This is a genomic window from Vibrio sp. Isolate34 (genome assembly GCF_022397915.1).
Taxonomy (GTDB): domain Bacteria; phylum Pseudomonadota; class Gammaproteobacteria; order Enterobacterales; family Vibrionaceae; genus Vibrio.
This window is the reverse complement of record NZ_JAKEUO010000006.1, coordinates 218,717-231,112: the sequence shown is the minus strand read 5'-3', so window position 1 is coordinate 231,112 and position 12,396 is coordinate 218,717. Positions and strand designations below refer to the sequence as shown.

General features: G+C 43.2%; 10 protein-coding genes. 5 read left to right on the top strand and 5 right to left on the bottom strand.

Features of this window, described 5'->3' with window-relative positions; genetic code table 11:
- On the bottom strand, nucleotides 1-921 hold the full coding sequence (locus tag L1D22_RS09320) for an HDOD domain-containing protein (RefSeq protein ID WP_239829542.1): 921 nt from the start codon (nucleotides 919-921) through the stop codon (nucleotides 1-3).
- A 358-nt stretch (nucleotides 922-1,279) separates the two neighbouring features.
- Between L1D22_RS09320 and L1D22_RS09315 the strand changes: the two genes are divergently transcribed.
- A complete protein-coding gene (locus L1D22_RS09315) occupies nucleotides 1,280-1,861 on the top strand; it encodes a TfoX/Sxy family DNA transformation protein (RefSeq protein ID WP_019822603.1) in 582 nt (193 codons plus the stop codon).
- Nucleotides 1,862-2,007: 146 nt separating this feature from the next.
- Here L1D22_RS09315 and L1D22_RS09310 read toward each other — a convergent pair whose 3' ends face one another.
- The 3 genes from L1D22_RS09310 to L1D22_RS09300 all read right to left on the bottom strand — a co-directional run bounded on the left by L1D22_RS09310 (nucleotide 2,008) and on the right by L1D22_RS09300 (nucleotide 5,281).
- A complete protein-coding gene (locus L1D22_RS09310) occupies nucleotides 2,008-2,550 on the bottom strand; it encodes a hypothetical protein (RefSeq protein WP_239829541.1) in 543 nt (180 codons plus the stop codon).
- A 297-nt stretch (nucleotides 2,551-2,847) separates the two neighbouring features.
- Nucleotides 2,848-3,345: a response regulator gene (locus L1D22_RS09305; RefSeq protein WP_239829540.1), complete on the bottom strand. Its 498-nt coding sequence runs from the start codon at nucleotides 3,343-3,345 to the stop codon at nucleotides 2,848-2,850.
- A complete protein-coding gene (locus tag L1D22_RS09300; RefSeq protein ID WP_239829538.1) occupies nucleotides 3,338-5,281 on the bottom strand; it encodes an ATP-binding protein in 1,944 nt (647 codons plus the stop codon). Before L1D22_RS09300 ends, L1D22_RS09305 begins: the two co-directional genes overlap by 8 nt.
- Before the next feature lie 184 nt (nucleotides 5,282-5,465).
- On the opposite strand from L1D22_RS09300, the gene L1D22_RS09295 reads away from it, so the two are divergent.
- The 4 genes from L1D22_RS09295 to L1D22_RS09280 all read left to right on the top strand — a co-directional run bounded on the left by L1D22_RS09295 (nucleotide 5,466) and on the right by L1D22_RS09280 (nucleotide 11,533).
- Entirely contained in the window at nucleotides 5,466-6,728 is a 1,263-nt protein-coding gene (locus tag L1D22_RS09295; protein ID WP_239829537.1) for a DUF945 family protein, read from the top strand.
- A gap of 163 nt (nucleotides 6,729-6,891) precedes the next feature.
- Nucleotides 6,892-7,986: a 3-phosphoserine/phosphohydroxythreonine transaminase gene (gene serC, locus L1D22_RS09290; RefSeq protein ID WP_176681521.1), complete on the top strand. Its 1,095-nt coding sequence runs from the start codon at nucleotides 6,892-6,894 to the stop codon at nucleotides 7,984-7,986.
- Between the two features lie 386 nt (nucleotides 7,987-8,372).
- Nucleotides 8,373-9,521: an extracellular solute-binding protein gene (locus L1D22_RS09285; RefSeq protein ID WP_239829536.1), complete on the top strand. Its 1,149-nt coding sequence runs from the start codon at nucleotides 8,373-8,375 to the stop codon at nucleotides 9,519-9,521.
- 20 nt (nucleotides 9,522-9,541) lie between these two features.
- The gene (locus L1D22_RS09280; protein WP_239829557.1) at nucleotides 9,542-11,533 is read left to right on the top strand and encodes a diguanylate cyclase; all 1,992 of its coding nucleotides are present in this window, start codon (nucleotides 9,542-9,544) and stop codon (nucleotides 11,531-11,533) included.
- A gap of 141 nt (nucleotides 11,534-11,674) precedes the next feature.
- On the opposite strand, the gene L1D22_RS09275 is transcribed toward L1D22_RS09280, so the two are convergent.
- Complete coding sequence (locus L1D22_RS09275; RefSeq protein ID WP_176681517.1) at nucleotides 11,675-12,391, bottom strand: 3'-5' exonuclease; 717 nt, start codon at nucleotides 12,389-12,391, stop codon at nucleotides 11,675-11,677.
- Between the last annotated feature and the right edge of the window lie 5 nt (nucleotides 12,392-12,396).

The window sequence follows — 12,396 nt, the reverse complement described above, 5'->3', positions numbered from 1 at the left end:
TTAGAAGCCGCTAGCGTTGATAACGTCGTTTAGCTTTGCATTAAAATCATGTTTACTCAAGTTGCTTAACTTATAAAGCACTTCTGCACCTGTCACGTTCAGTTCAACTTCGTGATCATCGATGTTCTTGTCCTTGTTTCTGAACATCAGTAGGTGGTTAGCGATTCGTGCAATATCTAAGTAAGACACTTCACGTTCTTCTTGTTTGTTGATGGTGTTGCTGCACACGTCAATGAAGTCGCTGTCGAAACCCCAGCGGTCAAGAACCAACTTACTGGTTGCAGAACATTGGCCTTGGAAGATTTGCAGGGCAATGTCATGATCTAGGTAGTTGCCGTTCTCAAGATAGAGGTGATATTCGCTAACCAAACAGAACAAGCCGATGTCAGCGAGTAGTCCTACAAGCAATGATTTTTCATGTTCTAGGTAGCGGTATTCAAGAGGGGAGAGCTCTTTGAATCCGTTGGTCACCAAGACCATAGTGGCGCCCAGCTCTTTAGATACAGAAGCACTCTGAACCAACAGTTGGTTACACTCTTTGCTCAGATTAACGGAATGTTTGAGCTGCTCAATAGCTTGCGCTGTCACGATGTCACGCACACGTAATATGCCAAGGCGCGATACTGCCGTCATAATATCGACACACGTAATGTTGCGTCGGTTAAAGACCACGGAATTAGCAACACGAATTACGATAGCTGTGAGGCCAGGGTCTTCGAGTAAGCACTCGGCAACGTCGACAACCCCTGTTGATTCAAGGGTACACAACTTTTGAATTTTCAGAACAACGTTGGGGATAGGAGGAAGGGTTATTTTTCCCGCTGAGATAGAATGTCCAACCAGTTGGGCGAACTCTGATTCTAGACCCTTTAAGAGAAGAGCCTTATTTTGTGGTAGCCAGAAAAACGATAAATGATTCATATAAAGTGTACAAACATGTATGTCCTGCCATTTTACAAGCCGCGATGCTGCGAGGCAATACTCATCGGGCCACATAAGCTTTAATAAATTGAACCGGTGTATCACCAAACGTCAAAATTCAATCATAGTTTGATACTTTACTGTGATGTCAATCATGAAAAACCGGAATACACAATTGATTGATGTGAACTAAGTCCAGACTTATTTTTCTTTTCGAAGTATCATTTATTTAAAAGGTGAAAAACGCAATCATAATATTCACCTAAAGAATAAAAGATAGATTTAAAAATTTTCGCATAAAAAGCTGCTTGTCTGGTGATCAACCTAATCGGGGTAATTTGATTAAGGATCAACGGATATGACCGAGACAGCATTTATTAATTACGTGAATCAATTTGGTGAGCATCAAAAACGTTCTATGTTCGGAGGTATTGGCCTCTTTCAAAATGACGCTATGTTCGCTTTATTGAGTGAAGGTTGTTTATTCATTAGAGGTGGAAAGTCATTAGATAAAAAACTGACCGATCTTGATTGTGAAAAGTATCGTCATGTGAAAAAACAGACAACAGCAACCGTAAATTACTACGATATTACTGACCTGTTTACATGCGAACATCCTGAATTGGATAGCATTATTCGTACTTCAATCGATAATTCAATTCAGCAACGCAGCTTCAAGAAATCATCAGCAAGCCGTAGATTAAGAGATCTGCCAAACATGCAGCTTACACTTGAGCGCATGGTTAAAAAGGCTGGAGTAGATGATGTTTCAATGTTTATGCAGTTGGGCGCGCCTGAAGTGTTTAATAAGGTTCGCAAAGCGTACGGAAACGATGTTGACCTAAAACTCCTTTGGAAATTTGCGGGCGCAATTGATGGTATTCACTGGAAACTATTACAAGAGCCGCGTAAGCAGCAATTATTAAAGAGCTGCCACTAAAGAAGTCATCCTTTTATGCTTAAGATTACTGTTAATAAAGAAAAACCGAGGAATGTCCTCGGTTTTTTTGTTTCTGTCTTAGTCGGGTTTCTTAAAAGATTAAGTATTAAAAGACTAAGTGCTCATTGGAGCTGGCTCGTTAAGTTTTAGAACTTGAAACGAGTAGTGAACATTAGCTGGTCACCGTAGAAGTCGTTGATACGAGCTTCGGCACCGATAGAGAATAGCTCTGTAGAGTGGAAACGCGCGTAAACAGAACCTGTCCAGTCATCGTTGTCATCGATAGAAACGTAACCACCTTTACCACCAACTTCTAGTTGTGGACCAAGCCATTGGCGAATACCAACGTTGATTTCCATACCGATATCAGTAGAGCTTGAATTTTCAGGCTGAACGATGCGCGCTAGCATTTCACCTGTTAGATCAGCCCAGTTGTTGATTGGTGCGTGGAAACCAAGACCGACAGCAGAGTCGTAATCGCCTTCAAATTCTGAATCGATACGCGCTATAGCGTGAGCATTCGGGTGGATTGACTTACTGAACGCACCACCAAATGTAACTGGGCTAGCACCAATACGTGCTTCGAAGTAATCGTAGCTGAAGTTGCTCATTACTTGTGGTTGTTCATCGACAGCTAGCGCTTGACTAGAAGCCAATAGCATAGCGGTAGTAAGTAGTATTTTGCGCATAACGACCGTAAACCTTTATTAGTGTTAATTCCTTTGGTTTGAGAAAAATCAGGCAAACCATAAACATTGAGACAGTTTAATCTAACTCGCGGAAAAGTAATCCATTAAAATGTAAATCCTTACTCATTTAGTTAAAAAATAAGCAAATTAAGGGTCAGTCTGTAACGGAGATCTCATGTTTTAGCGCAAATAAGAAAAATAGACGAACGAATTATCCAAAATTTATATGTATTCGATCCGTTCTTATATCGGATACCGCTTTTCTCATTGCCTATTACAGGCTGCTCGTCGTTAGCGCTATTCACCAAAGCTTGTTCGTTTGTCTGCCATTGAAGTAAGGATGCGCTCAGTATCTAAAATGGCTGTCCAGTTAAGTAGTTGCTTATCGTTCGCAATAACATAGTCGGTCAGCTGCTGGGTAATGGTGTCTCTGAGTTGATCGCCTTGCCAAGGTTTGGAGATATAAAAGTCGAGAGCCGCGTTATTAATGGCGGTGACCGTATCTTCCAATCCTGCTTGCCCGGTGAGCAGCAGCTTACGTGTTGGCTTTGTCGACTCTTGCTGATTCAGTTCAATAAGAAAATCGATGCCGGTTTTTTCTGGCATGATGTGGTCACACAAGATCAAAGCGAGCTTGATACCATCTTGTCCCATTTCTTTAATGACTTGATTGGCTTCATCGACCGATTCAGCCCCTTCAACGATAAAGTTTTCTTCAAATACCGCTAGATCTTGAAGCACACTGTTGAGAACTTCAGGTTCATCATCGACACATAAAATTAGGTACTTATTCATGAGGTGCTCCTTCTTGTTTGAATGGAAGCCATACTTGCATGTGAGTACGGCTACCTACCTCAGACTCCACCAAAATAAACCCTTGATGAGCCGAAACGATTTGTTGAGAAATGGACAACCCAATCCCTAAACCAAAGTTGCCTTCTTTTTTGGTGGTGAAATTTGGGTTGAAAATAGTGTTGATGTCTTCTTTGGCGATACCATGGCCGGTGTCTGATATTTGCACCACCAGAAAAGTATCATCACCTTTAGTTTCTTGAGAGGTAGTGATAGAGACTTTGCCTCGCTCCGAAAGCGCATCAAGTGCATTAGAGAGAAGGTTGGTCCACACTTGTTGCAGCGCAAGCGACTGGCATAACAAAGGCGGTAAATCGGTGTCGTAGTGCTTTTCGAGTTGGTGATGCTTCAGTCTGTTTTCAAAGATCACTAAGGTATCTTCGAGCCCTTCATGGATATCCGCATAGTGACGCACTTCTTCATCTTCTCGGGCATAGCTTTTTAGGCTTTTGACCATATCGGCAATACGTTTACTACACACTTTGATTGAGCGGATAGAGTTCCCGACATAATGATAATGCTCTAAGTCATTGAGTAGCTCTTTGCCTGCGACAGGGGAATCTTTCAAGGTATCTAAAACCGCAGCGTCTTGGCTTAAGTTGAGTCTCACTGCTTTTTTGGCCAGAGCACGATCATCGATGGTCGATGTAAGGTGTTTTACCAGTTGTCTTTCTTGCGCTGTGGATAGTGGTTTCGCTAGTTTTGAATGCGCTAATACGTCAGTCCCTTTATTTGATTCAGAGAGTGACGAGTTCTCAAGTATCTGGTCTAGGTGTTCTGATAGGGTTTCAATGCTACGCAATATAGCTGCAATCGGATTATTCAGTTCGTGAGCAACGCCTGCTACGAGTTGACCCAACATCGCCATCTTCTCTTTTTCGATCAATTGCTGGTGGGCAGATTCCAGTGACTCGAGTGTTTGTTGCAGCTTGATTTTATTGGTGATACTTCGCTGTAATCGTCGATTGAAGTGACGCAGCAATAGATTGGTAAATAGAGGAAGTAGGGTATTGTTGGAATGCATTACCTGGGCAAAACTGTCTTTATCAAGCTTAATCACCCGTGTTTGAGTAAGAGTGATTCCAGTAGAGAAAGAAGGTTCACCTGTCACGAATGACATCCCGCCAACAATGTTACCTTTAGAGTGACGTACAACCTCTCTCTGTTGTCCCAATTCATCTTTTTTGTAGAGTGCCACTTCGCCTTCAATAATTAACCATAGGAAGCGATTGTCTTCACCTTCAACCGTTAATAAGTGTTCTGGTGAGTAATCACGAATCGCTTTGGACTTGTCATCTTTAGAGAAGACTTCCTGCAAGGCACTGACGACACGCTCGGCAAGGGCATTATCAGAAAGCTGGTGGTAGTCATGAATGAATCCAGATTGGAATGATTGAATCTTTTGTTCGATGTGTGCTCTGAGTAAACGCTGCTGGTCGAGTGCGTCGCTGTAAGACAACAGATTTTCAGAGTCGTATTGAATAACAAAAGACGTCAACTCTTTTTGTGCTGACTTGAAGAGCACCTGATCTTGAACCGGTTTGGTTAAGCAGTGGTTGAGTCTACCTTCGTTTACTGCCGTCAGGATCGATTGAATGTCTGACGAGGCGCTGACCAAGATGGTTCTAGCAGTATTACTATGAGGGAGCTGTTCAAGTTCAATCAGAAATTGCACGCCATTAAACTCAGAGTGATGATGAGTGATCACCAAGGCAACGGTCTGGTTATGATCATGGATATCTTCTAATGCGTGGTGCGCGTCTTCTATGTTCTCGGCAGTATAAATGTCGAATACACAAGATAGCGGAGCGAGCTCCGAGCGTATTCTTTCAATGCTAACCGGATTATTGTCTAAACAAATAACAGCGTATTGATTCACGGCTTTACCTTAGTAGTAGCGACGCTTCTAGCCTATCAAGAAGTCTTCAATAAGGATGAGAGCTAGCCGTTAATTTGTTGAGGGAATTGAAGTATCGAGCAATAGACTGATTTAACTCAATGTTTCTTGTTTGCGACTGATGGGTTAGACTAAAAAAAAACAGACACGTGTAGAAAGAGAACTCATGGAACAGTTAAGAAAAATTGGCGCAATCGGCGGAGCAATCTCATTGGCACTTTGTTGGCCACTAGCGGTTGGGCAAATTGGACAAAACGCGATTACTGATGGCGTTGCAAAGCTTAACAATTCAAGCATTCAAGCTGAGATCGTGGAATACGATAGAGGTTACTTGTCTTCTAATGTCACCACTCGTGTAACAGTGACCGATGAAAGCCTGAAAGAGCAACTTGCGATTGATGGCTTACCTAGTGAGTTTGTCATTAATAGTGCGGTTAGCCACGGTTTAGTGAGCTTAAACGCGCTATCAACGTTTGAGAACGCTGACATTCTGCCTCTTACTCTGACTACCAGCACGGAACTAAACGGCAACACGGACTTCAACTTCGAGTTAAGCCAGTTCAATCATCAAGGTTCTGATGAGAATGGTACTTCAGTATCTATCACGAAATCGAACCTGTCTGGCCACGCGACTGTGTTAGGCCAAGTGGATTACGAGCTTTCTATCCCTTCGGTTCAAATTGATTTTGAAACGGGTGAAGAGGTAACGCTGTCTAATCTGAAAGGCGTTGGTTCAGGCCAGCAAGCGAAAGGTTACTGGTTAGGTACACAGAACTTTACGATCGATAGCTTTTTGGTTACAGATTCAACAATGCAACCATTCATGACGATCGAAAATTCTAAGTATGATTTTGAATCGCATCTAGACGAAGCGACTAAGCGCCTGCGCAGCAATCTTAAACTCGATATCGCAAACATCGAAACCAATGAAGGCCAGTTGAATAACCTAAACGTTGATTTTGAAATGTCGAAACTGGACAGCCAATCGTTTGAGAAGATCTTTGAGATCTACCAATCGAATCCAGTTATGACTCAAGAAGACGTTGCTGAGATCATTCCATTCATCGACGTACTGTTTGCTAAAGGCTTCGACCTTTCAATGAACAACATGTCACTAGAGTTAGGCAAAGGCCAGTTTGAATCTAAATGGTTGGTGAGCGTACCGGAAGGCACAGAAAACATCAGCAGCAACCCGTCAATGATCGTTCCTGCACTGACGGGTAATGTTCATTCTAGTTTCTCAAATGAGTTGGTTGAAGAATACCCATTCATTCGCGAAGGCATCGATGAGTTAATCGTGATGGAAATGATCAAAGAAACCGAAAGTGGTTATGAAATCAGTGCCGACCTAGAAAATGGAAACCTAGTGTTTGAAAATGGACAAGAAATTCCATTAATCGCGCTACTTATGCCTGCTTTTGTTCAATAAACAGAGCAAAGGTTAATACTGATAGGGTGATTTGGCGGATTAAGTTTAAACATTTTATACGGTACAAAACAAAAGAGGTCTTAAGACCTCTTTTGTTGTTTTTATGTTGGGTAAAACATGGTATTACTTGCATAGTTATTATTTAGCAGGAGCAATGATCCCCATGGAACTTACATTAGATAACGTATTCAACTTTAGTGCTGGCCCAGCGGCACTGCCTAAACCGGTAATGAAACAAGCACAAGCTGACTTCATTGATTGGAATGGTTTAGGTACTTCCGTTATGGAAATCAGCCATCGCAGCAAAGAATTTATTCAGGTTGCCGATGAGTCTGAGCAAGACCTACGTGATCTTCTGAACATCCCAGACAACTACAAAGTGCTTTTCTGTCAGGGGGGCGCTCGTGCTCAATTCGCTGCTGTTCCTCTAAACCTTCTAGGTGATGCGACAAAGGCGACTTACATTGATGCTGGTTACTGGGCTGAAAGTGCAGTAACTGAAGCAAGCAAGTACTGTGAAATCGACGTATTTAACGCTAAGACGTCAATTGACGGCAAAGCGGCTGTTGTTCCAGCTAAAGATTGGAAAATCGACCCAGAAGCGGCATACGTGCACTTTTGTCCAAATGAAACAATCGATGGTATTGAGATCAGTGAGCTTCCACAAACGGACAAACCAATCGTAGCGGATATGTCATCTAACATTCTGTCTCGCAAGATTGATGTGTCTCAGTACGGCGTTATCTACGCTGGCGCTCAAAAGAACATTGGCCCGGCGGGTATCTGTATTGCCATCGTACGTGATGATCTTTTGGAGCTTGCGAACGAAGTATTGCCAAGCATCCTGAATTACAAAGTGCTTGCTGAAAAAGACTCAATGTTTAACACGCCACCAACCTATGCTTGGTACCTATCTGGCTTAGTTTTCAAATGGTTGAAAGCTCAAGGTGGTGTAGAAGCGATGGAGCGTGTTAACCAAGAAAAAGCAGCGCTACTTTACAACGCCATTGATGATTCTGCTTTCTACAAGAACGACGTTCACACAGCAAACCGTTCAAGAATGAACGTGCCATTCCAACTAGCGAAACCAGAGCTAGACGGTAAATTCTTAGAGTTGGCGGATGCAGCGGGTCTTAAATCACTAAAAGGCCACAGAGCGGTGGGCGGCATGAGAGCTTCGCTTTACAACGCGATGTCTCTAGAAGGCGTTCAAGCTCTTGTAAGCTTCATGAAAGATTTCGAAGAGAAATACGCTTAATCAATGACAAGACTTTGATTGATACATCGCTTATTTGCTTTGTATCGTGTCGAATGTCCCAAACGAGATGAATGCCGCTTTTGCGGCATTTTTTTTTTTTTTGCCTGAGAGTTCATAAAGGGTATGATGTGTTGCACTCTATCGTTCAGAGTAAAGCGAATGACAAAGTGCTTAGTTGGTATCGGGGGAGAGCAACTAAGCACCAATAAAAACAATCAATAACAATAGCCAATAGAAAGCGTGGTTTTTCTGTTTATTATTGACCTTTTACTATATAACGTCTTGCCTCAAAACGGCGATGAACCCCAACTGTTGATGTCATCCTATTACCGATGACTTATGACGTAACTTCGAGACATGATATTTATCACCATGAGGAATTAGGTGTGAGACTTTTGAGTATATTAACGGTGCTGTTTCCGGTGTTTACTTGCGCGTCTACGCTTGAAATATGGGCAGGTATCAATTACGAAGCATCTGGTTACGTTAAAGAACATATTGAATCGATGACTGAGCATCGCGTCGAGATACGCCCATTTGATATAAACAGTATACGTTCAGAGCTTCTTATTGCGGATCCGAGAGACAATACGTTTCCTGATGCTATCTGGGTGCCATCTGACTTTTTAGGGTTAACGGAATACATTGAACTGTCGACGTTGCCTTCTGCTTGGATCGATACTTCACGCTACGAGAAAAAGGCACAGGATGCTGTAGTGATCAATGGTGAACTCAAGGCCCTGCCGGTAGGAATCGGTAATCAGTTAGTTCTGTATTCGAACAAGCCACAAGACCATGCCATTAGTTGGGAAGAGTTGATTCAACGGTCTTCTGAGTCGAAGCGTGCCAGTCTTCTTTTCCCAAATCCGAACATGTACTTCTATCTGGCATTTTTCCAGCTGTTTTCTCACGACATACTCTCATCAAGGAATGTCGACGGGGAAGGTTTGGTCTCTATTTTCGAATTCATCGATAAACTTGAGAAGGCCCAGGTCATTGAAGCGTCTTGCAATGAAGTTTGTGCAAGGCAGCGTTTCATCGATGGTGACGTTGAGTTTTTAATTGATGGGGATTGGGCATTCGGTGAATTGAATCAGGCTTATGGTGACCAGTTACACGTGGGCTCTTTGCCAACCTACCGCGATAAAGCAATGTCTTCATTCAGTGGCGCTAAGATTTTCGCGATTACACAAAAAGGCATGGATAACCCAAATAAAAGAGAAGCACTAAAACAGGTGGTTCAGTACTTACAGTCGAACAGCTTTACTTATTTAGCGCACTCTAACGCAATGATCTCGCCATTTCGTGAAGTGAATTTACGCCGTGTCGAAGAAGGCAACATGACCTTTTCTAACATGTACGATGAATTTCAGTCGTCGCAAATGATGTCGAGCGATTACAATATGGCGATTGTCTGGGAAGCTTCTGCAAGAGCCTATGAGCGATACAAATCGGATATGCCTAAGCAAGAACTGCACAAGTTTTATGATGACTTTGTGGAGTACTACTCAGCGAACATGAGGTCAGGCAATTGAAACTCTCATTGAAATACAGCATGGGCTTGGTGTTATTGGCTTGCGCGCTGTTACCTGCTTACTTCGCGGGGCAGCTGATATTGAATAAGCAAAACGAAAGCTCGCTTGAACAAAAAGAGATCAAGCTTGCCAATTCAACTGCGGGTATCAAGCAAACGGTACAAGAACAGATCAGCCTTACAGCGAGCCTTACGCAGTGGTTCTCACAAGATCGTTCACTGATTAAAGCGGGTGGGAATATCTTCTTCTCCAGCGTGGTTTGGGACAAAATGGAGAGCTTCAACGCGCTAGCAGACAGCGTGTCGGCGACCTATATATTAGATCGTAACTGGAAGCCGATTTATGACAGCAAAGGCAGTTTGTATCATTTCGAACAAAGCCAGTTGCTTGATGATATAAAGCGCCCGCGGACAGCTTCTAAACAAGGGCTGCAATTTCATACCGAATTTGTAGAGTCAGATATTGCCGATAAAGCGAATGCAGGGCTCGCTTTTGTTGCTCCGATCCTACCGTATCGACTGATTGAGGGCTCAAGTTATACGCCGCAAGGTTATCTGGTCGTGTTAATGGGCTATGACCGATTAGAGTCAAAAATAGCCCCTTTCCTATATGACAAAGAGTCTGTCGAGTTTGATTATTTGGCTCCCGCTAGTGAGCAACTCGCGGATACCGACACTAAGTTAATCACTAACGACAATAAGCTGTTTTCAGAAGCGTTAACATTGGCGCTGAGACATCATGTGTCGGACAGTGCTCGTTTACAAGAGATGCAGCAATCCCAAGTGGTGTTTGTTCGAATCCTATTTGTGACACTAGCCGTCGCGATCGTTTTTGCGTTGTTGTTGAATCGCGCCTTTTCAAGACAACTAAACCTACTGACTAGCTCGGTAGAGTCTTACTCAAATAACCAACCACCTACGCACAACGCAGATGAACATCGTTTTACCGAGTTCACCACATTCAGCCGCTTGTTGGAAAAAATGTGGTCTCGCATACAGCGTCAGCTGAGTGAACTGACGGTACGTAATGACCAGTTGAGATCCGCTTACCAGCAGATCAAAGAGAACAACCTCAAGCTTGAAACCTTTAACACCCAGCTAGAGCAAACGGTTGAAGAGAAGACGAGTAGCTTAACGCGTTCACTGGCTCGTGAAGAGTCGCAGAAAAACCGTATTCTGAAGATAGTTAAGTTTGCTTCCATGAGGCAAAGTGTTGATTACCGATTAATTCCAGAACACGTTAATCGACAACTGAAATCGTTACTTCCGGACTGCCTAATGGAGTTCAGCTTTAACTCCGTATCTGGTAGAGAGGTTGCTGATGGCGGCAATGCTGATAGTGATATTGCTGTGAGTGGGATTACGAACAGCTATAAGGTTTTAAAAGACTCAAAAGAGACAACGATTGGCTACTTCTATTCTAAGAGTTTTAATTTGTTGGGTGAGGAAGACTTACTGATTTTCGACTTATACCAAAAGCAGTTAGCTGGCTGGATAGAGCTCGAAAACATGAATCGTATCAACATGTCGACAGGTTGTTACAACCGAAAAGCCTTCGATGAAGATTTGGATTTTTCTAAGCAGCGCGCGACTGAGAGAGAAGAAAGCTTGTCTCTGCTGATCATTGATATCAATGGATTAAAAACGACCAACGATCTTTATGGGCATGCTGTAGGTGATGAGCTGATAAAAGGTTGCGCTGAGGTGATTGATAACCGATTAAGCGATAGTAGTAATCTGTATCGTTTGGGTGGTGATGAGTTCGCTGTCCTTACTTTGACGCCTGCTGCTCAAAAAACGCAAGACCCTCATCAACTAGCAAAGTTGTTATACGCTGACCAAGCTAACTGGACCGTGGAGACTGAAGTGGGTGTGCGAATACCCGTTAGGTTCTCAATTGGTGTAGCATCGACAGAATCGACCGACGTAGAGAAGTTGTTCACCACTGCGGACGAAGAGATGTACCGTCAAAAGCGTCGTTATTACCAAGCTCTACCTATAGTAGGCAAATAGTCAGCTCTCACTACCTTCTGCGATCATTAAAGTTAGTTCACACAGCAGTATAAACTCAGATGATAAATAATAAAAAAGCCAACTAATGGAAGTTAGTGGGCTTTGTGTTTTGGTCACTGATGTCTAGCTTACCTAACTCAATTAGAGCCAGAAACTCTTCAACGGCATCTCAGAGTCAAAGTGATGAGCGATCTGCGCTTGGAGTAGCTCTGCAGTCGCAATAGCATCGGTTAGTGCGTGATGCGGTGTGTAGTCGGGTAGGTGGTACCGACGACGACTCTGACCAAGCCTTACAGACGCGGGCTTCTTACCTTTCAGTTTGTTCCACAATCCGCCCGCCAGTTTGTTCTGGATTTGAGATTCAATCTCTAATGTGTCGAGTACTGGAAATTCAATTCCTTCGCCAAGTCGTACCTTCAGAGCGTTATCTAAGAAGTCACGCTCAATGCGACGATAGTGAACGACTGGGATATGTCCCGCCATAGACTCAAGAATCTCGTCTAACACTTCACTAAGATCGGGCGCATCAATAATGTCATTGTGAGTAATGCCATGAATCACCACGGACTCTTCTTCCAACTTCTGCTTTGGCCTCAGAGTCCAGTGTTTCGCTTGTCGTAAGTAGATGCGATTGAGCGTAAACGGCACTAGGCCAATGGTAATGATGCCGTCTTTGTTTGGGTTTAACCCCGTTGTTTCAAAGTCGACAGCCAAAAAGGTTACTTCTGAAATTGGCGTATCAGGCGCAGGAAGAGGCTGGCTATAAAAATGCTTTAAGCGTTCGTCTCTCGCACGCTCAAGCTTTTGAGCAAATTTAAATGGCCAGTCAACCGCAGGTGATCTAAATAGTTTGTTCATAGGCC

Bases quoted from the DNA above. Each gene is read 5' to 3' on its own strand.
- serC (WP_176681521.1), top strand. From the start codon at position 6,892: ATGGAACTTACATTAGATAACGTATTCAACTTTAGTGCTGGCCCAGCG.
- L1D22_RS09315 (WP_019822603.1), top strand. From the start codon at position 1,280: ATGACCGAGACAGCATTTATTAATTACGTGAATCAATTTGGTGAGCAT.
- L1D22_RS09310 (WP_239829541.1), bottom strand. From the start codon at position 2,550: ATGCGCAAAATACTACTTACTACCGCTATGCTATTGGCTTCTAGTCAA.
- L1D22_RS09305 (WP_239829540.1), bottom strand. From the start codon at position 3,345: ATGAATAAGTACCTAATTTTATGTGTCGATGATGAACCTGAAGTTCTC.
- L1D22_RS09295 (WP_239829537.1), top strand. From the start codon at position 5,466: ATGGAACAGTTAAGAAAAATTGGCGCAATCGGCGGAGCAATCTCATTG.
- L1D22_RS09320 (WP_239829542.1), bottom strand. From the start codon at position 921: ATGAATCATTTATCGTTTTTCTGGCTACCACAAAATAAGGCTCTTCTC.
- L1D22_RS09275 (WP_176681517.1), bottom strand. From the start codon at position 12,391: ATGAACAAACTATTTAGATCACCTGCGGTTGACTGGCCATTTAAATTT.
- L1D22_RS09280 (WP_239829557.1), top strand. From the start codon at position 9,542: ATGGGCTTGGTGTTATTGGCTTGCGCGCTGTTACCTGCTTACTTCGCG.